This is a genomic window from Helicobacter fennelliae (assembly GCF_900451005.1).
Taxonomy (GTDB): Bacteria; Campylobacterota; Campylobacteria; order Campylobacterales; family Helicobacteraceae; genus Helicobacter_B; species Helicobacter_B fennelliae.
In genome coordinates this window covers 1,653,359-1,672,943 of record NZ_UGIB01000001.1, presented here as the reverse complement: position 1 = coordinate 1,672,943, position 19,585 = coordinate 1,653,359, and the positions used below count along the sequence as shown (strand labels likewise).

Genomic DNA, 19,585 nt, shown 5'->3' with positions numbered 1-19,585 from the left:
TAAGATTTGGCTTTATTTTACATTAGACTTTCTTAAAACTTTTTGTATAATGCGTAAAATAAGGCAAAACTAAGGATTATAATGCAGCAACAAGAATCCACACAAGCATTCACAAATATAGAATCTAAAAACTTGCTTCACCATCTAGCAATCATTATGGACGGCAATGGCAGGTGGGCGCAAAATAGAAAAAAATCGCGACAAAGCGGGCATAAAGTCGGAGCAAAAAATGTCCGCAATATCACGCAATGGTGCTTGCAATATGGCATACAATTTTTGACACTTTATGCTTTTTCGACAGAGAATTGGAATCGTCCCAAAAAAGAGATTGATGCGCTGATGAAGCTTTTGGAAAAATACCTCAAAGAAGAATCTCAAACCTACCACAAAAACAACATTAGATTCCGCGCGATAGGGGATATTGACTTTTTTTATCAGCCATTAAAGCATTTGATTTTGGATTTGGAATCAAGCACTTCCTCTTATACCAAAATGACGCAGACTTTGGCACTTAACTATGGCTCTAAAGATGAGATTTCGCGTGCATTTTTGCGTGTGATAAAGAGCAATGTAGATTTGGCGGATTTGCAGACAAAAACCCCAAAACAAATAGAATCTTTAATCGCGCAAAATCTTGATACGCACGATATGCCAAATGTCGATTTGCTTGTCCGCACAGGTGGCGAGCAGAGACTCTCAAATTTTTTGCTTTGGCAGGCAAGCTATGCTGAGTTTTATTTTAGCAAGACGCTTTGGCCAGATTTTGATACGAAGGAATTACAAGAGATTATTAGCGATTTTTATTTGCGTCAAAGGCGATTTGGCGCAGTGGAGCAATAATACAACCAAGAAACATTACAAAATAAGTGCAAAGTAGGCTTTGAGGCTAGATTCTAATTTCCATAGGATCTAGAATCCGCGCTTATTTTCTACTATAAAAGCTTAAACTAAGTATTAAACAATTATAATTCAAGCTTATTTTAGATTTTGCGGTCGCGTAGCTCAGTTGGTAGAGCACTACCTTGACATGGTAGTGGTCGTTGGTTCAAGTCCAATCGTGGCCACCATTTGTTTTTATTTATGTTTCTTAATATTTCTTGCATTTATTGCGCATTACACGTCAAATTAAAATCTAGCTTCTAAAATACCTCGTCATTACTTAAGTTTTCATAGAAAGCAAAGAATCCAAATCCAAACTAGAATCTATTTTAGATTTTGTATTAGATTTTTTCTGGATTCTTTGGCTTTTGTAAAGCCTTAAGACATGACGAGGTAATGTGTCATTGCGAGGATGACAGGACGAAGCAATCTAGTAAAATGGATTGCCACGACTTCCTAGCGGAAGCCTCGCAATGATAAACCCGCCCCCTCAATTGCGAGCAAGGTTTATTTTTGCGTGGCAATCCATTTTTTGAGTTTTTAGATTTTAGAATCTATGCAAACACAAACAAGCATAAAAAAATTCTAGATTTTAAGATGAGTTTGCAAGGGTTTGCAAGGGTTTGCAAGGGTTTGCAAGGGTTTGCAAGGGTTTGCAAGGGTTTGCAAGGGTTTGATAGATTGTGAAGTTTTGAGCAAGGAGATAAGGCTAATCGCCTATCGACGAAGCGAAAAACAAATCTCCCGTAAAATCGCTTAAAAGCTAGAATTTAGATTCTCTGGAAACTAGATTCTGTCATTTGTAGTTTTTAGCTTATTTAGATTCTGGCTTGATAAACTCAAAAAGCCCCGTTGTGCCCCAATTTTGCATCTCTGGCATACGCTCTAGCGCGCGCTCATCGGTGATAAGCGCGCAATCCACATTTTCGCGCCACATCGTTCTAATCACATCAAAGCCCTCAATATAGCCAAACTCAAGCAACTGCAGAGAATCTAGTGTCTCTATAATCAGGCTCGGGTGAAACACGCGGTGCGCGTTAAAGCACACTTTGCTTATCTGCCCAATAGGCACGCTAAAATACAGCCTGCCACCGGGCTTTAGCACACGCGAAAAAGAACGTAGTGCCTGCTCCCACGCATTTGGCGCGATAGGATCGCCATAGCGCCCTAAGCCAAAATGCTCCACCGAGCAGAGCGCAGAGAGCGACTCGACACTATTATCTGCTATGCCTTCTAAATTTGTCGCATCTGCGCAGATATAATCAATCCCGCCACAAGAATTTGAATGGAAATTTGAATGAGAATCTAAAATCACAGAATCAAGTTTGGATTCTGATTTAGATTTTGATTTAGATTCTGTTTGAGATTTGATTTGAAAGGAAGCGGTAGTTTGCCTTAGCCCCCCCCCCATTAGCACATTTCTAGGCTCTCTTAAAAATTGTGTATCAAAGTTATTATCCATTTTTCGTATGTCAATTAGCACAATTTTTTGCTTTTGGGAAAGCAGGTGCGCGATGAAGCCCTGCACTGAAGAGCCCACATCATAATGCACACTTGGCGCGTGCTCATAGACTTTTCTAGCACCCCAAATGTCTTGGATAAAGTATTGATTATCGATTATCCCGCCATTTTGGGCGTATTTATCAAAGCGGCAGATATAATCGTGCTGCTTGCCTGTGCTAAAGCGCGTATCGGTATTAAGCTGCTCATAGCGCGCCCGATCGGCGTTTAGTTCTTTGTTACTCATACTTTTTTTGAGAATCCTAAAAGCAAGATTTTTAAGAATCTCTTGCACTTGCTGTTTTGTCATTTACTCTCCTTGTATTGTGGGATAAAATACATTGGCTTATCATAATGCGCGCCAATGAGATTTGGGGATTTTATAATTTTTTGCATTGCACGGGGCTTAAACTGCGGGGATTTTAGAATCTGTGTTGTCTAAGATTCTACAAATAGACTGCCACGCTCGTTTCACTCGCTCGCAATGACAGGGCAGATTTTGAATCTTAACGGGTTTAGATTTTAGAATCCTATTCACAAACCCGCGCGTTGCGTTTTCCCAAAAAAACTTCTTTACTTTGAATAAGGGCTGAAAAATAAGCGACAACAGCAATTCTAAGATTTGCGATGAGAAATTGCCACAAAGAGATTCTGCGAATGAGGCGTACTTGCTCGTGCGCCGCAATGAAGCAGAATCGATGCGTGGTGATTTATCGCGCAAAGCTGAATTGCCTAAAAGTGCGCAAAAAAGCCAAGCATTACTTTATAGCCCCATTTTGGCAGGGTTTAGGATATTATTAGGATCAAACGCCCTTTTCAGCGCCCTAAAGAGATTCATCTCTGCCTCACTAAAGGCTAAGTGCATAAATGGCGCTTTTGAGAGCCCTATGCCATGCTCGCCGCTAAGCGTGCCCTCCAGATCGACTGCGAGCTTAAAAATCTCAGTTATCGCCTCATGCCCCTTCTCCAAATCCTTCAAGTCCTCCACCATCACATTTGTATGTACATTGCCATCGCCTGTGTGCCCAAAGCAGGGGATCTTAAAGCTGTATTTCTCGCTCACTTTGGCAATACCAGCTAGTAGCTCAGGCAGGCGCGCGCGCGGGACGGTGATGTCTTCGTTGAGCTTTTTTTTGCCATAGATTGTGATACTTTGGCTTGCATTGCGTCTAGCAAACCACAGATCTTCCTCCTCCTGTGCACTTTGGGCGATTTTAAACTCTTGGCAGCCGTTTTCTTTAAATTTTGCCTCAAGCGCGCTTAGCTGATACTCGATCACTTGGGGAAGATCGCCATCTACTTGGGTGATGAGGATCGCGCCAGATTCTGTGGGTAGCCCTTTGTGGAAGCGCTCCTCGACTGCGCGAATGCTGAGATTATCCAAAAACTCCATCGCCACGGGTGTAATCCCGCTTGCCATGCTTTTATAGACTGCATTCATCGCATCATCAATGCTACCAAACACGCCCATGGCAGACTTTTTATACTTTGGCTTGGCGATGAGCTTTAGGGTAAGCTCGGTAATCACCGCCAGCGTCCCCTCGCTTGCTATCAGCGTGCCTACGATATTATAGCCTGCGACATCTTTTATTGTTTTTTTGCCTGCGCGGATTATCTCGCCATTTGGCAGCACCGCGCGCAGCGCCATTACATAGTCTTTGGTAATTCCATATTTTGCCGCGCGCATTCCGCCGGCGTTTTCGCTCACATTGCCCCCAAGCGTGCTATACTCTTGGCTTGCGGGATCTGGCGGGTAAAAGAGCCCCTTTTGCTCGACAGCATTTTGGAAGTGCTTATTGACTACGCCGGGCTGCACGCGCGCAATGAGATTTTTTTCATCAATTTCTAGAATTTTATTAAAATATTTCTCAAGCGCTAGGATTATCCCGCCTTTATGTGGCAATGCGCCACCGGTAAAGCCACTGCCCGCACCGCGCGGGATCACTGCGATTTTATGCGTATTGCAATATTTTAAAATCTCGCTCACATCGCGCTCATCTCTAGGATACACCACCGCATCTGGCTCGTAGCGCTCTCTTGTGGCGTCATAGCAGTAGGCTATCAAATGCGCCTTGTCATTGTAGCAATTCTCCTGCCCCACGATATTTTGCAGGGCTTTAAAATGTGTAGATTCTAGCATATTGTCCTCATTATTTTGATTTTATTTTTATGGTTTTAAATTCCATACCTTCTTTGACAAGGGCTTGATAATATTGAAAGTAATGCTTGGATTTTTTGGATTTTAGGCTTGCGTCTAAACTGCCACTTGAAGAGTATTGGATTCTAGAAAAAAATGGCGCGATAGTGTCTGTAACTGCAGATGTATCAAACTCTTTAGATTCTAGGACGATGAGGCTTTGGCAGTCTAGAATCTGAAGTGTGTTTTGGGTGATGACATACAAAAGCCCGACACTATACATTTGGCATACTTCATTAAAAAATGAAGGTTTAGGATCAAACCCACCTTTGTCAAAAAGATATGCCACCATCAGATCAGAATTTAAAAAATTAATCTCTTTGTTTTCGAGTCGCACTTTTTCGTATGTCTCTAAATTTGGTGCGATGATAAAGGCTTGATTATTAAGAAGCCGAAACACAATCTCATCGCCTTTTGAGACTGCAATAGTTGGATTTGGAAGGTAGGGCTGTGAAAGCAATTTATTATTAATGATTTTTGCACTCGCATATGCAGAATCAATATGTGTGATTTGAGCGATACCTATAATCCCTTGATAATTATCGCCAAAGTGGTGATTGATGATTCCTGTTTCGCCGACTTTGAGATCTGGGGCTAGAAATTGGATTGTTTGAGATTTTGTATCGATTTTGTCGATAGTGATTTTTATCGGACTATTTAATGCCTCCGCATACATTAGCGCATGCATGGCGATACACAAGCTTGCAACTATAAATTTTTTCATTTATTTGCCTTTTGTGCTGTTGTAAGTGTGCTATTTGTTAGATTCTGATTAGATTGATAAAAAAAATAATTAATCGCAAAACCTAAAGCTGGTGTTTTGTGGTAGGTTTCATCATTTATAAATTCTAATGCTTTGTCTTTTTTGAGATAGAGCACTTCGATTTTTTCATCATCAATCCCGCCTCCAAGAGAGTGTTTGTCGTTTTTATTGACAGAGACAAAAAAGATAGTCTGCCTCGCACCGCTGATTCCCACAGATGTATAAAAGGTTGTGATTTTTTGAAGTCGATTTGGCGTGATTTCATATCCGCATTCTTCAAAAACTTCCTCAGCAGCAATTTCTTCAAGTGTTTTTTTGGGTTTATCTACAAGCCCTGCGCAAAGCTCATAAATATACCCGTCATTATTACGCATAAATACCGCTGGTCGGAATTGCTTGACGATTACAAATGCTTCGAGATCTTGCTCATAAATCATCACAGATACACTATCGTGAGAGTGGATAATATCCCAATTTTTTTCTTGCCCATCTTGCTTATAATAAAGGCGCATAGGCTTAATAAATCGAGAATCTTTACAGAGTGCTTGCCGTAAATCTGTGATTTTTGGGGTTGGTTGCGGTGGATTTAAAAAATAACTCATTGTTGTATAAAATCTCCTTGATTTGAAATGTTATATGATTGCTTTTCCCAATCAACAAGGCTTATGGCGTTTTGAAATGCTGCTTCATAGCGATTAGCATACTCTAGGAATTCTTTTTTTTCTTTGCCTTTAAGTTCGCTTTTTGTGGTTCGGATTCTGCCTAGAGGATTTATTGGCTGATTAAATTTATAAACCCCAAAGTGAAGATGTGCACCTGTGCTTATTCCGGTATTGCCGACATTGCCTATTGTTGTGCCGACTTTGACATAGACTCCGGGCTTGATTTTTGAGCTAATGACGCTCATATGCGCATAAAGAGTTTTTAGCCCTTCTTCGTGCGCTATTTCGACGACCTTTCCATATCCTCCGCGAATACCTGCAAATATAACCCTTCCAGAGGCAGCAGCTCTGATTGGAGTGCCATATTTGGCAACATAATCCACTCCATAATGCGGGCGGACGACTTTGAGTATCGGGTGAGGTCTGCCATAAGAGAATTTAGAAGAAATTCTTGTGTAATGCACAGGGACTTCAAGGACAAATCCTGCCATTTCTTTTCCGTTTTTGTTGTAGTATTGTCCATTTGTATGCAAGAAAACATAATGTGCCTTTTTTGCGGTTTCTATCATCGTAGCCTTAATCTCTGGAATGCCAAATGGCTTGCCGAGTCGATACTCACGATCAAAAATGAGGGCTATTTTGTCATTTGTGTGTATAACAGCAGATGAGAGACTTTTTTTATAAATATTTGCAAATTCTGAAGCGAGCAAAACATCTCCTGTGATATTAACTATATCTTGATATGGGGAAGTTTGAGTGGCGATTGTGAGGATCTGCTGTTTTGCAAAAGATACAATAGGGATAAAATCAAGTTTGTAGTCATTATTTTTTTTGTAAATATGCATTTGGACATCGTTACTTATCGGAATAAGCGCATGAAGCAAATCGCCATTTTCATTTCGCAAAGTATAGTAAGTCGCATTTGCCTTTACTTCAGCAGTGAGTTCTTTGTCTTGTGCGGGAAGATTATAATAGAGCTTGAGTGGAATGAGATTCTGCTCAAAAAATGCCAAAAGGGTAAGTCCATTGCTCCATTGCATTCTCTCACCAATAGCACCTAGACATATACAAAAGCTCAAACACACAAGACATAAAATTTTTTTCATCGAGTATTCCATTTTGTTGTATTTATTGGACTTTTATTTTTATCATTATTTTTGAGGGGATTTATTAAAGTTTGCATTATAACAAATATTTTAAATAAACTTGATTATTTTCACAAACTCGATAGTCTTTGGGCGTATTTTTTGGTATAATCCAAGCTCTAAACCCAAAAACGAGGATTTCTATGAATTTGCGAGTGTGGATTTTTCCAAGCATTTGTTTTGCGCTATTTTGCTATTCAATGATTTTTGTCGGTATTTTTACATATCGTGTCAATCCGAATATTTCGCTATTTCAGTCATCAAGCAGCCAGCCAAACAATAATGTAACAGATGTTGAAGCACTCCAAAAAGAATTAAGTAAGAAGTTGCGGTAATTGTTAATGATAATGAAAAATTGCATTTCTATACAAAATAAATAAGAATTGTCGATTGTGGTTTATTATGAGTTCAAAACAAGGAGTTTGCTATGATAGATGGTATTAGAACAAACTTGGCTTCAGTAAATGCCGGCTACAAAGAAGAAGAAAAAAAAGCAATGATACGAAAAAATAAAGACATTCAAGAAGTAACCAATCAAAACAAAGCAGCACAAATCAAAGAATCTATTGAAAATAGAGACTATAAGATTGACTTACAAAAAACTTCAGAAAAAATGGCACTAGATTTGCTTAATCTCTAAAAATATCTCCATTTATGATATGGAGATAAATGGAGGTTGTGATGTTAGTGCAATATTTAAAAGGCGCGATTGCGGATTTGCAAACGCTTATTGAATACACGAAATTTGATATAGAGAGCATTAAGGTTGCTAATCATAATGAGATTTTTGAGTCAAATACCAAAAAAGAAGCCTTAATCCAAGAATTTGAGACAAAAAAATCCCTGATAGATCAAGAAATTAGAATCATAAAAAACAATCAACCCACTCAAGAGCTTCAAGATATTTTAAGTGCAGAAATTATCGATTTATTTGGCAATATGCGCGATAAATTAAGCGAGCTCAAAAAGCTCAATAGCGATTATGCGCGCATAGTATTTGCAGTGCTTGAGTTTTTTACCTCGCTCAAAGACAGAATCATACCTCAAGAAAATATCGGATATGGCGAAAACAAAAAAGCCTCCTCTCAACTCAAAGCCAATATCTTGCAAGTCCAAGTCTAGCAAGCAATACAGAATCTAAACAGGAAGCAAAATGGGTGGAATCTTAACTTCTCTTAACACCTCTTACACGGGCTTGCAAGCACATCAAGTGATGGTTGATACCACGGGTAATAACATCTCTAACGCAAGTGATGAGTTTTATAGCAGAAAACGAGTGATCGCACAGCCAGAGCGTCCGCTAGTTATGCATAATCAGCTGATTATGGGAAGAGGCGTTGATGTGCAAGCTATTCGCAGAATCCATGATGATTTTGTGTTTGATCGCTATACAAAAGCCGCTTCAGAGCATTCGTTTTTTGAAAATAGCTTTAACAATCTACGAGAGGTATCAGCGCATTTTCCAGATGTCGATGGCGTTGGAATCTATAATGATCTTGAGACATATTTTAACGCATGGAAAGATCTCTCCAAAAATCCAAAAGACGCCGCACAAAAGCAAGTGCTAGCAGAAGCCACTCAAGTTTTGACGCGCAATATACGAGATACGCGCCTCAAGCTTACCGCGATCCAAAGGCAAGCAAGCGAGAATCTAGAGACAATCGTCAAAGAAGCCAATCGCTTAGGCTATGAAATCGCGCATTTAAATGAAAAAATAGGCGAAATGGAAGACGCTAAACGTTATCAGCAGGCAAATGAATTGCGCGATAGGCGAGATGAGTATGAATTCCACCTTATAGAGCTTATCGGTGGTAAGGTATTCAAAAACCATCTCAAAACAGATTCTCAAACCTCAATCTCAACGGCTGACTTTGATGAAAATTATGTTATGAATGTCGCGCAAGGCTTTAATATCGTCGATGGTTCGACTTTTCACCCATTGACATTAGAAAAAGAAAACAACGCCGAGCACCTTAATCGCGTGTATTATCGCACTTATGATTTTAAAGATGTTGATGTTACTGACAAAATGCTAGAGGGCAAGGCAGGATCGCTCATTAGCCTTTATAATACAGGCTACAATGGCACAAAAATTGGAAAATTGCAGCAATATATTGATTATCTTGATACTTTTGCGCAAGGCTTTATGGAGGCTACAAATGCCATATACGCTCAATCCGCGACAAGTGAGATTAGCAGTGATCAAGTGGGCTTTCAAGCCAATCAAGCCCTTAAAGATACAGGTTATAATGTCAAAAATGGCTCTTTTGATGTGATCGCATACAATACAAATGGCGAAGTCATCGCAAAGCGCAGAATCTATATTGATAATGTAACAACAATGCATGATGTCGTGCAAAAAATCAATGAAAACATTGATGATAATAAAGACAATAACGACACAAACGACTTTGATGATTATTTTCAGGCGTATTTTGATCCGATGGTGAAGAAGTTTTTTATCCAAGCCAAACGACCATCAGAAGGGCTATATGTCGGGATCAAAGATAATGGCACAAATTTCACAGGAGCGATTGGGATTAATAAATTTCTTGATGGCGATAGCGCAAAAGATATACACATTCATCGTCAATACCAAAAAGATCCTACATATATTCGTCCTTGGCTTGCGCCAATTAATGGAAACTTTGATGTGGCAAATATGATGCAGCAGCTCCAATATGATAAGGTGGATTTTTATAACAAACACTCAAAACAGCTCTCAAATATGAAAATTAGCGAGTTTTATCAGTTTGCAGCCGGGCGCGTAGCTACCGATACAGAAGAGACGCAACGCATACTTGATACCAAAAAATCAGTCCTGGAAGCCACAAAAAAAGAACATCTCGCGATCACGCAAGTGAGTATTGATGAGGAAATGGTGAATTTGATTAAGTTTCAAGGCGGATATGCGGCTAATGCAAAGGTGATTACGACGATTGATAGAATGATAGAGACTTTGCTTGGGATTAAGCAATAGCTAGAATTTAGATTCTATGAGAGCTAAATTCTCTCTTTTTGCTTCGTTTGGTTTTATCTTGTGTTGTTTGGCAACGCACAAAAAGTGCGACTCACTTGATTTTATCTTGCGCCAAACTTGCAAAATTATAAAAATAAGCTAAAAATAGAGAATTTCGTGATGCGCCATTGTGTTTTCATAGATTCTAGATTCTAAAATAGATTCTGGTTTGTTTCTCTCTGGATTTTTTGCAGATGCTTAAGGCATGATGAAGTGGATTCTGGTTTAGATTCTGGATTTGCTAGATTGCCACGCAGTTTTACAACTACTCGCAATGACAAGCCTGCTCCCTCAATTGCGAGGCACAAAGCCGAAGCAATCTAGTCAAAATGGATTGCCACAGCCCTAAAGGGCTTTGCAATGACGACAAAAACGGACGACAAAAACGACAGATTCTAGTAGAATCTATGCAAATACAAAAAGAAGTCAAAAGAGAGGATTTAGATTCCATGGAAATTAGAATTTACAAAGGCATAAAATGAACCACAACCTCAAAGCCCAACTTGACTTCCAATACCACATACACAACACAAAAGATTCTATCACTCATACAAATCTTGATCCACTTTTTGTGCTCTATCAATACAAAAATCACCCAAATATCGAATACATAGCCCTTATTTGCGCGCTGTTTGCGTATGGTAATGTGCGATCTATTGTTAAGTTTTTGCAGAGTCTTGACTTTGGGCTTTTGGATTCTAGGGAGAGGATTTTGCGCACTTCTTTTCCGTATTATAGATTCCAAACTCAAGATGATGTCAAGGCTCTTTTTTTGGGGCTTTGTGAGCTAAAAAGTGCCAATGCGCTTGAATCTATCATTACACATTGCGCGAAGGATAAATCTTGCAAAAATACCAAAAATACCAAGCTTTCCGTGCCTTCTATGAATGCCAAAAATATAGAGAATACCAAAATTATAAAAATTATCTATGAGTGTATGGAGGCGATCAGACAAGCGAGCAATCATCAAAGCATGGGGTTTGATTTTTTGGTAGGTAAGCCTCACACTTCTTCGCCACTGAAACGTTGGAATATGTTTATGCGCTGGATGGTGCGCAAAGATAATGTCGATCTAGGCATTTGGAATGCGTATATAAAAACAAGCGATTTACTTCTGCCACTTGATACGCACACATTTAGAATGTGCCAGAATCTAGGGCTTTTGAAGCGCAAAAGCTATGACATCAAAGCGGTTTTGGAAGTGAGTAAGAATCTTGGGGCATTTGATAGAGACGATCCGATCAAATATGACTTCGCGCTATATAGAATAGGGCAAAAGCAGAATCTAGAGAATCTAAAACCCCCAAAAATTAATATTCCCAAACAGCCCAAAAAGAAGCTCACAAAATCCACCCAAAAATAAACAAAAACACATAAATACAATTTATAGAATCTAGATTCTTTTACTTTAGATTCTAGCTTTAGCATTCTTGGATCTGTTTAATCACCATAATAGGCTTATTGCCAAATATATCAAGATGCATATTAAAATCAACCTTCACCCATTGGTTTTTGTCTATCTCAACAGAGCTAAAAAACGAAATAGCCTGAATATGTGTTGTGTGGAATCTAAATTTTTGATGGAGGTTTTTAATATTTTCTATGGATTTGACTTGAAGTGTTGCTTGAAAAGTAGGCTTTGGATTGGCTTGTCCAAATGGCTCAAACTCCTGAAGAAGTGCCAAAAGCTCCTCATCAATATCACTTCCTTCAATCTCTCCAAATATACCAGAATCTAGCGGATCACTAAGCCCGCAAGCAGAATCTTTGCGAGAAATAGTAGAAGTAGAATCTAGATTCTGAAGGTATTGACAAAAGTCTAAAAATTTTTCCTCATCTATGCCTATGCCAGCAGCCTTGCTATGCCCGCCAAATTCTCCGAGATAATCTTTGGCTTTTAGGAGCATTTGCATCAAATCAATATCCCCAAATGAGCGCGCACTTCCCTTGAGTCCTGCATTTGTCTTAGAAAACACAAATGCAGGTCGCTCAAATTTTTCCGCCATTTGCGCCGCAACAATCCCTAGCACGCCCTCATGCCACGCATCATTTTTGGCAATGACTGCATAATCATAAATATACGCACTCTGCATAGCTTCTTCAAGCACGCTCTTTGCGGTATCTTTGCGCTCTTTATTAAGCTCTAAAAGCATTGCAAAAAGTTCGTTGCTTTTTTGCTCATCATTGCAGAGCAAAAACTCGCTTGCTATCCTTCCTTCGCCCATTCTTCCGGCAGCATTGATAAGAGGCGTGATACTAAATGATATATCAATGGCAGTTGGGTTTTTGGTTTTGAGTTGGGTTTTTAGCTTTTGGAGTGCTAGAAAATTCGTGTTTTGTAGCTTTTTGAGTCCATATAGCACGATACATTTGTTGATTTGTGTTAGAGGCATCATATCAGCTATTGTTGCTAGCATGATGAGCTCTAAAAGTTGCGTGAGATTGACTTTAGATTCTAGCGCGATTTTGATCCCGGCGCAAAAATACCACGCTACCATAGCCCCGCAGATTTCTTTTTGTGCGAAATTGCAGTCTTTTTGCTGAGGGTTTATAATGTAAGTAGCGTTTGGAAGTGTATCTTTGGGAATATGATGATCGGTTATGATAAGCGGAATCCCTCTCTCAAAGCAAAACTGCGCGGCTTCAAAAGCTGTAATGCCATTATCAACCGTGATGATAATATCGCCCGTATCGCCAATATGTTTGCGGATAATATCCACAGAAAGCCCATAGCCATCTTCAAAGCGATTAGGAATGACATATTGCACATTGCTATAACCTATGTATTCAAAAAACTTCATCATCACGACACTAGCGATGATTCCATCGACATCATAATCCCCGACAATGAGGATTTTTTTGTGCTCTTGTATGGATTTGGCTATGATCTGTGAGGCTTCTTTGCAGTTTTTGAGCGTGTATGGGTGAGGCAATGAAGAGAGGGTTTTAAAATCCCAATTTTGCGTCCTTAGCGTCAGAATCTCTTTGATTTTTTGTTTTGTGAGTTTCATAACTATTTAGAGGTTTTATTTTTAGATTCTAGACTTTGCTTGACAAATTCAAGGATAATCGGATTTGGGGCTTGAAGTCGCGAGGTAAATTCAGGGTGAAACTGAACGCCCACAAAAAATGGGTGATCTTGAAGTTCGATTGTCTCAATCAAGCCGTTTTTGGATTCTCCACTGATAAGAAGCCCATACTCTTCAAGCATTGCTTTGTATTTTGGGTTTGCTTCATAGCGATGACGATGTCGCTCTTTGATAAGTGATTGGTCATTGTAGGCTTTGAGGATTTTTGTCCCTTTTGCAAGGATACATTCATACTCGCCAAGCCTCATTGTGCCACCCATTGGCGATTTGTATGTGCGTATTTGATTGTTTCCTTGCTGATCGATAAAATCCTCGATGAGATAAATAAATGGATATGGGGTGTTTGGATCAAATTCGCTTGAATTTGCTTCTTTGATATGCAAGACATTGTGTGCAAACTCAATGATACTTAGCTGCATTCCAAGGCAAATACCCAAAAACGGAATGTTATGCTCGCGTGCATAAGTGATAGCAATCATTTTGCCCTCAATCCCTCTTTCTCCAAACCCTCCCGGAATCAAGATTCCATCAACATCACCAAGCGTATCATCGATGATTTTAGGATTACTAGAATCTAGATTCTGTGAATCTATCCATTTGATATTGACCCTAGCATCAAGATTTGCCCCAACATGAATAAGTGCTTCAGTGAGTGATTTATAAGATTCTTTGAGGCTTAGATATTTGCCGACAAATGCGATTGTAACTTCATCTTTTGGCAGAATGATTTTTTTGACAAGCGCGTCCCAATCCTGCATTTGCGGGCGCAATTCTTGAAGCTCAAATCTTCGTGCTATGGGCGTTAAGATACCTTCTTTTAAGAAATTAAGCGGGCATTGATAAATGCTTTGCGCATCAACTGCTTCAATCACACTATCATCATCGACATCACAGCTAAGGGCTAGCTTTTTTTTGAGCTCTTTTGAGAGGGGTTTTTCGCAGCGAGCGACAATGATTTGTGGTGAGATCCCGATACGACGAAGCTCTTGCACAGAATGCTGTGTAGGCTTTGTTTTTAGCTCGCCAGCAGCCTTAATAAGCGGAATCAATGTAACATGAATGCTGATTACTTTTGATTTTGGAAGCTCATGTTTTATTTGTCTCATCGCCTCAAGAAATGGCAAACCCTCCATATCGCCGATTGTTCCGCCAAGCTCCACGACCAAAAAGTCAAAATTTTTACCCACTGATTTAATGCGTTTTTTGATCTCATCAACGATATGCGGGACGATTTGAATCGTTTTGCCTAAATAATTGCCTTGTCGTTCGTTTTCTATCACAGAAAGATAGACTTGACCGGTGGTAAAATTATTTTGCTTTGTGAAATTGACATTCAAAAACCGCTCATAATGCCCTATATCTAAATCCGTTTCTGCGCCATCAGCAGTTACAAACACTTCTCCATGCTCAAGCGGACTCATTGTTCCGGGATCTACATTGATGTAGGGATCGATTTTGAGTATCGCCACTTTATAGCCACTTTGTTTTAAAAGTGTGCCAATTGATGAAGATGATATGCCCTTACCAAGAGAGCTTAGCACTCCACCGGTAACAAAGATATATTTTGTGTTATGCATTTGTATTCCTTAATTCTTGCTTGGCTTATGCAAAATTTTTTATAATCCTATACAAATAGTGCTTAAAAGTTATTGTGTTTAGATTTATATTTTTTGTTTAGAATACTTGGAAATTTTTGATCGTAAGGAAATGACGATGTTTTTTGTTGCTTTGTATCTTTTGATATTTACATTTCCGAGTATATTAATTGACTGGCTACAAATACGACATATCAGAATCTACTCCCAAAAAACCGCTGTTATTTTGCCACCAAAAGATTATATCACTTCAGCCAAATATTCACTCTCAACACTACGACTCTCTATCATTCATAGTCTTTTTGACGCGGTTATTTTTGCGTGCTGGGTGCTGTTTGGGTTTTATATTTTGCAAGAATATTTTGGATTCTATCCTGCGCATTTAGAATCCATAGCGTTTGTGTTGAGCTTTGTTGCGGTGAATTCAGTGCTTTCGCTTCCGCTTAAAGCATATCAGCAGCTTGTTTTGGATAAAAGATTTGGGTTTTCAACCATAACTCCAAAGCTTTTTGTCCTTGATACGCTCAAAGGCTTTGTGCTAATGTTATTTTTTGGGTTTGTTATTTTGTGGATACTTGTAAGTGTGATGTCTTATACGCATTGGTGGTTGGCTGGATTTGGCTTTGTGTTTATGGTATTGATACTTTTAAATATGTTTTATCCAACGCTTATCGCCCCGATATTTAATACCTTCACTCCACTTAATGATGAGAATCTCAAAACCAAAATCCAAGACCTTATGCAAAAAGCAGGCTTTCATGCAAAAGGCGTATTTGTGATGGACGCAAGCAGGCGAGATGGGCGACTTAATGCGTATTTTGGAGGGCTTGGAAGCTCAAAGCGCGTTGTTTTGTTTGATACACTTTTAGAAAAAGTCAGCACAGAAGGACTGCTTGCTATTTTGGGACATGAGTTGGGGCATTTTAAGCATAAAGATATTTTGGTTAATCTCAGTATTATGGGCGTGTTATTATTTGTGCTATTTTTTATCGCCGGGCATTTACCAGAATCTATTTTTTCGCTTTTGCGTATAGAAAAAAATGACGCGACAACTTTGATTGTGCTTTTGCTTATTGCGCCTATTGTGTCGTTTTGGGTTATGCCAATCATCGGCTACTTTAGTCGCAAAGCTGAATACAGGGCGGATTCTTATGGCGCATCTTTGACAAACCCACACTGCCTCAAAGAAGCACTTATCCGCTTAGTCAATGAAAACAAAACCTTTCCATACGCTCATAAAATCTACATTTTTTTCCATTACACACACCCGCCATTACTTGATCGACTCTATGCCCTCAAAGACTAATACAGCGCACATTTTAAACATCAAGCAAGCCATTGATTGTGGAAGTTTGATGTTAAAAGATCATGGCATTGAGCGATATAGACTTGAGGCTGAGATTTTGCTTGGATTTGTGCTTTGCCAATCTCGTGTATGGCTACACACGCATTTTGATACCCCTCTTACTTCCAAATGTCAAGCTTTATTTTTTGAGCTTATAGAGCAGCGATTAAGTCAGATTCCTATCGAATACCTTACAAAAAGCGCAAGCTTTTTTGAATATGAATTTTTTGTAGATTTTGGGGTGCTAATCCCGCGCCCAGAAAGTGAGATTCTAGTTAAAAAAGTCATTGAGTTAGTCCAGACACATCACCTAACCCAAATCGCAGAAATAGGCGTAGGAAGCGCAGCACTTTCAATTAGTATCGCCAAAGCCTGCCCCAATCTCCACATCATCGCCACAGATATAAGCCAAGAAGCCTTACATATCGCCAAGCATAACATCACAAACTTTCATTTTGAAGATCAAATCACCCTCAAATCCACCTCATTGCTTGATGATATTACGCAAGATTTTGAGCTTGTGTTTTCTAATCCACCCTACATTAGCCTTGCGTATCCACTTCAGCCAAATGTGTTATTTGAGCCACATTGCGCACTTTTTGGTGGAGAGTGTGGAAGTGAAATCCTAGAAGACATCATCGCTTTATGCGCGCGCAAAAAGATAGCATTTCTTGCTTGCGAAATGGGCTACGACCAAAAAGAACGGCTTAATTCTGTGCTTTTAGATTCTGGATACAAGGCGGAGTTTTATAGGGATTTAGCGCAAAATGACAGGGGATTTGTAGCAAGATATAATCTCTAATCTTATTTCAAGTCATTTATATGTATAATACGCCCACAATACATTCTCATTCCTAAGGTATAAAATGGCATTGGCACTTGCACTCAAATATCGTCCAAAAAATTTCGAAGATCTTGTCGGACAAGAAGCGATTTCTCAAACCCTCTCTCAAGCATTAGATAAAAATCGTATCGTTCATGCGTATTTGTTTAGTGGATTGAGAGGAAGTGGCAAAACAAGCTCTGCGCGCATTTTTGCCCGCGCTTTGGAATGCGAAAAAGGACCGACTTCTACACCTTGTGGGGAATGCGGAAACTGCAAAGCCGCACTTGAGGGAAGAAATATCGACATTATCGAAATGGACGGAGCTTCAAATCGCGGGATTGATAATATTAGAGATTTGATTGAGCAGACCAAATACGCGCCAGCTATGGGACGATTCAAAATCTTTATCATCGATGAGGTGCATATGCTCTCTCGCGAGGCGTTTAACGCGCTTTTAAAGACTTTGGAAGAGCCGCCAGAATATGTGAAATTTATCCTTGCTACAACCGATCCACTCAAAGTGCCTGTAACGATTTTGAGTCGGACACAGCATTTTAGATTCAAAAAGATTCCGCAAAAAAGCATCATTGCTCATCTCAAAAAAATCCTAGACAAAGAAGAAGTCAAATACGAAGATAGTGCGCTTGATGTGCTTACGCGCGCAGGTGGTGGGAGCTTGCGCGATACGCTCACACTTACAGATCAAGCGATTAATTATTGTAATAAATTCCTCACCACCGAGCAAATAACCAAAATGTTAGGGGTTGTTGATCCAAAGATTCTGCAGGATTTCTTTTTGTCTATTTTGCATAATGATGAAGAGGGCGTAATGCAAAATCTACAAATTTTTGGTGATTATGAGTGTGAGATGATTCTTGATGAGATGCTACTTTTTCTCAAAGATGCGGTTTTTGCGCAGAATCCAGACTTTCCGACTTTGCTTGTTGATAGATTTTTAAGAATCCTAACCCAATCCAAAACGCTTTCAAAATTTAGCGCAGATAGCGGATTTGTGCTTTTGCTAACAAGTCTCAAGATGAAAGAAGCCTTAAAGCTTAAAGACATTGATGAGGCAATAAAAAAAATAGAATCTAGCCTATCAAGCGAGGCTATAAAGCCTACGTCTTTTGAATCTCAAGTAAAGAATCAGCCTGTAATTTCAGCTACAAACCAGCCCGCACAGCCCACAAACCAGCCCGCGCATTTGCCTGAATCAAACACAAACTTAACACCCTCTACACCACAGCCCCAAACATCATCAAAATCCACACTAGAATCTACTCAAAGCAATATGGATTTAGATTTTGATACATATTATCCGTATTTTGTGGAGCTTAAGCGACTTATTTTTGATCGATCATTAGAAGTTGGCGAAGCGTTTGAGCGGAGTGTGGAGTTTGTAGGATTTAAAGATAATGTGCTGTATTGGGATTCTCACCCAAATGATGAGGATAAAATCACGCTTGCAAAATCTGGAAAAGTCATTCAAGAATTTGTGCAGCACATCTTTGGCGCGCAAAATAGAACACAAAATAGCGCGAGCGCACAAGAAAGCTTAGAATCTAGTCCAAAAATTAAGATCCAAAAAGTAGCCTCTACGCAAAGCTTGCAAGCCACACAACAAAACACACAAAATTCCAACCAAGATAAGCAAACACCACAAGACTTCACACATCAAGCGATACTACAAAACAACAACTCTCCCTTAGAATCTAAAGAATCCAAGAATGCGGATTTCGCGGATTTCAAGGATACGGATTTCAAAAGTGTAGATTCTAGTAGTATAGATTCTTATGCGCCAATTTCTCAAAATCCAATCTCGCAAAACCCACAAGAAAACCCCACACAAGTAGAAAATATACAAGAAAACACACAAGAAAATCCACAAACAGAAAGCACGCGCAATACAGCAGAGCAACCCCAAACAAAGCAAGCAGCACAAGAAAAATCTCATATAGAAATATTTTTAGATGATAATAAAGAGCTTGTAGAGCAGATGAAAAGAGATTTTGGGGTAACAAAAATGTATGTCGAGTCCAAAAATGAATAAAACAAAAATGAAACAAGCAGACATTACCACCAACACGCCACATACAAAGCAAATTTTTGCTGATATAGCGCATTTGCATGAAGTGTTTGAGGCTATCAAGCCAAAGCAAAATAGCATTTTTTTGCTTAATGGAGAAGTTGGCAGTGGCAAAACAACTTTTGTCAAGGGGTTTGCTTGTTTTATAAATATCAATGAGGAAGTAACCTCGCCAACTTTTAGTATTGCGCATCATTATGGCTGTATTCATCATTATGATTTGTATAATCATACACTCGCAGAGGTTTTGGAGCTTGGGCTTTTGGAGTGGCTTAGTCAAGGCGGGATTCACTTTGTAGAGTGGGGCGGAGAGGATTTGTGGAATATGCTTAAATATTTTCATATGAAAAGCACTTATATTGAGATTATTCCAGCAGATAATGGCAGAATTTATAAAATTTTGGAATAAGTTTAAAACAAAACCAATCAATTATTTTGTAGAATTAAATTTTAATTTTACATTGTGATACATATTTATG

Annotated in this window: 21 protein-coding genes and 1 tRNA gene; 13 read left to right on the top strand and 9 right to left on the bottom strand. The window is 39.2% G+C overall.

Annotation, left to right across the window (positions count from 1 at the left end):
• The first annotated feature begins 81 nt into the window (after positions 1–81).
• From DY109_RS08295 to DY109_RS11550, 3 genes are all read left to right on the top strand, one after another.
• Positions 82–840: a di-trans,poly-cis-decaprenylcistransferase gene (locus DY109_RS08295; protein ID WP_023947014.1), complete on the top strand. Its 759-nt coding sequence runs from the start codon at positions 82–84 to the stop codon at positions 838–840.
• A 151-nt stretch (positions 841–991) separates the two neighbouring features.
• A tRNA-Val gene (locus tag DY109_RS08290) sits at positions 992–1,067 on the top strand.
• A gap of 325 nt (positions 1,068–1,392) precedes the next feature.
• Complete coding sequence (locus tag DY109_RS11550; protein ID WP_181894625.1) at positions 1,393–1,566, top strand: hypothetical protein; 174 nt, start codon at positions 1,393–1,395, stop codon at positions 1,564–1,566.
• Positions 1,567–1,693: 127 nt separating this feature from the next.
• On the opposite strand, the gene DY109_RS08285 is transcribed toward DY109_RS11550, so the two are convergent.
• The 6 genes from DY109_RS08285 to DY109_RS08265 form a co-directional block, all read right to left on the bottom strand.
• On the bottom strand, positions 1,694–2,689 hold the full coding sequence (locus tag DY109_RS08285; RefSeq protein WP_023947016.1) for a DUF268 domain-containing protein: 996 nt from the start codon (positions 2,687–2,689) through the stop codon (positions 1,694–1,696).
• Positions 2,690–2,785: 96 nt separating this feature from the next.
• The gene (locus DY109_RS11175; protein ID WP_146739937.1) at positions 2,786–3,100 is read right to left on the bottom strand and encodes a hypothetical protein; all 315 of its coding nucleotides are present in this window, start codon (positions 3,098–3,100) and stop codon (positions 2,786–2,788) included.
• Between the two features lie 42 nt (positions 3,101–3,142).
• Positions 3,143–4,519 (bottom strand): FAD-linked oxidase C-terminal domain-containing protein, encoded by a 1,377-nt coding sequence (locus tag DY109_RS08280; protein ID WP_023947022.1) that lies wholly within the window; start codon positions 4,517–4,519, stop codon positions 3,143–3,145.
• 10 nt (positions 4,520–4,529) lie between these two features.
• Positions 4,530–5,300: a plasminogen-binding N-terminal domain-containing protein gene (locus DY109_RS08275; protein WP_023947024.1), complete on the bottom strand. Its 771-nt coding sequence runs from the start codon at positions 5,298–5,300 to the stop codon at positions 4,530–4,532.
• Positions 5,297–5,941, bottom strand: a complete 645-nt coding sequence (locus tag DY109_RS08270) for an NUDIX domain-containing protein (RefSeq protein WP_023947026.1) — start codon at positions 5,939–5,941, stop codon at positions 5,297–5,299. Before DY109_RS08270 ends, DY109_RS08275 begins: the two co-directional genes overlap by 4 nt.
• On the bottom strand, positions 5,938–7,107 hold the full coding sequence (locus tag DY109_RS08265; RefSeq protein ID WP_181811306.1) for a peptidoglycan DD-metalloendopeptidase family protein: 1,170 nt from the start codon (positions 7,105–7,107) through the stop codon (positions 5,938–5,940). The genes DY109_RS08270 and DY109_RS08265 overlap by 4 nt, the downstream gene beginning before the upstream one ends.
• A gap of 182 nt (positions 7,108–7,289) precedes the next feature.
• Here DY109_RS08265 and DY109_RS08260 point away from each other — a divergent pair, with 182 nt between their 5' ends.
• The 4 genes from DY109_RS08260 (at position 7,290) to flgK (ending at position 10,126) form a co-directional block, all read left to right on the top strand.
• Complete coding sequence (locus DY109_RS08260) at positions 7,290–7,481, top strand: hypothetical protein (RefSeq protein ID WP_023947031.1); 192 nt, start codon at positions 7,290–7,292, stop codon at positions 7,479–7,481.
• A gap of 92 nt (positions 7,482–7,573) precedes the next feature.
• Positions 7,574–7,786: a flagellar biosynthesis anti-sigma factor FlgM gene (locus DY109_RS08255; RefSeq protein WP_023947033.1), complete on the top strand. Its 213-nt coding sequence runs from the start codon at positions 7,574–7,576 to the stop codon at positions 7,784–7,786.
• A 41-nt stretch (positions 7,787–7,827) separates the two neighbouring features.
• Positions 7,828–8,268, top strand: a complete 441-nt coding sequence (locus DY109_RS08250) for a hypothetical protein (RefSeq protein ID WP_034549355.1) — start codon at positions 7,828–7,830, stop codon at positions 8,266–8,268.
• Positions 8,269–8,299: 31 nt separating this feature from the next.
• Complete coding sequence (gene flgK / locus DY109_RS08245; protein ID WP_023947038.1) at positions 8,300–10,126, top strand: flagellar hook-associated protein FlgK; 1,827 nt, start codon at positions 8,300–8,302, stop codon at positions 10,124–10,126.
• A gap of 191 nt (positions 10,127–10,317) precedes the next feature.
• Here flgK and DY109_RS12375 read toward each other — a convergent pair whose 3' ends face one another.
• Positions 10,318–10,446, bottom strand: a complete 129-nt coding sequence (locus DY109_RS12375; RefSeq protein WP_023947042.1) for a hypothetical protein — start codon at positions 10,444–10,446, stop codon at positions 10,318–10,320.
• Positions 10,447–10,494: 48 nt separating this feature from the next.
• On the opposite strand from DY109_RS12375, the gene DY109_RS11545 reads away from it, so the two are divergent.
• Both DY109_RS11545 and DY109_RS08240 read left to right on the top strand, forming a co-directional pair.
• Positions 10,495–10,647 carry a hypothetical protein gene (locus tag DY109_RS11545; protein WP_023947044.1) on the top strand — a complete coding sequence of 51 codons (153 nt, stop codon included), beginning with the start codon at positions 10,495–10,497 and terminating at the stop codon, positions 10,645–10,647.
• Complete coding sequence (locus DY109_RS08240; RefSeq protein ID WP_023947046.1) at positions 10,644–11,528, top strand: TIGR02757 family protein; 885 nt, start codon at positions 10,644–10,646, stop codon at positions 11,526–11,528. The genes DY109_RS11545 and DY109_RS08240 overlap by 4 nt, the downstream gene beginning before the upstream one ends.
• Before the next feature lie 58 nt (positions 11,529–11,586).
• Here DY109_RS08240 and recJ read toward each other — a convergent pair whose 3' ends face one another.
• Complete coding sequence (gene recJ, locus DY109_RS08235; RefSeq protein ID WP_023947048.1) at positions 11,587–13,176, bottom strand: single-stranded-DNA-specific exonuclease RecJ; 1,590 nt, start codon at positions 13,174–13,176, stop codon at positions 11,587–11,589.
• A gap of 2 nt (positions 13,177–13,178) precedes the next feature.
• Positions 13,179–14,831: a glutamine hydrolyzing CTP synthase gene (gene pyrG, locus DY109_RS08230; protein ID WP_023947050.1), complete on the bottom strand. Its 1,653-nt coding sequence runs from the start codon at positions 14,829–14,831 to the stop codon at positions 13,179–13,181.
• Between the two features lie 130 nt (positions 14,832–14,961).
• On the opposite strand from pyrG, the gene DY109_RS08225 reads away from it, so the two are divergent.
• From DY109_RS08225 to tsaE, 4 genes are all read left to right on the top strand, one after another.
• Positions 14,962–16,155, top strand: coding sequence for a M48 family metallopeptidase (locus DY109_RS08225; RefSeq protein WP_034549331.1), 1,194 nt, complete (start codon positions 14,962–14,964; stop codon positions 16,153–16,155).
• The gene (gene prmC / locus DY109_RS08220) at positions 16,139–16,996 is read left to right on the top strand and encodes a peptide chain release factor N(5)-glutamine methyltransferase (RefSeq protein ID WP_051404615.1); all 858 of its coding nucleotides are present in this window, start codon (positions 16,139–16,141) and stop codon (positions 16,994–16,996) included. Before DY109_RS08225 ends, prmC begins: the two co-directional genes overlap by 17 nt.
• 64 nt (positions 16,997–17,060) lie before the next feature.
• Positions 17,061–19,070, top strand: coding sequence for a DNA polymerase III subunit gamma/tau (locus DY109_RS08215; RefSeq protein WP_023947056.1), 2,010 nt, complete (start codon positions 17,061–17,063; stop codon positions 19,068–19,070).
• Entirely contained in the window at positions 19,063–19,515 is a 453-nt protein-coding gene (gene tsaE, locus DY109_RS08210) for a tRNA (adenosine(37)-N6)-threonylcarbamoyltransferase complex ATPase subunit type 1 TsaE (RefSeq protein ID WP_158413016.1), read from the top strand. The genes DY109_RS08215 and tsaE overlap by 8 nt, the downstream gene beginning before the upstream one ends.
• The last annotated feature ends 70 nt before the right edge of the window (positions 19,516–19,585 follow it).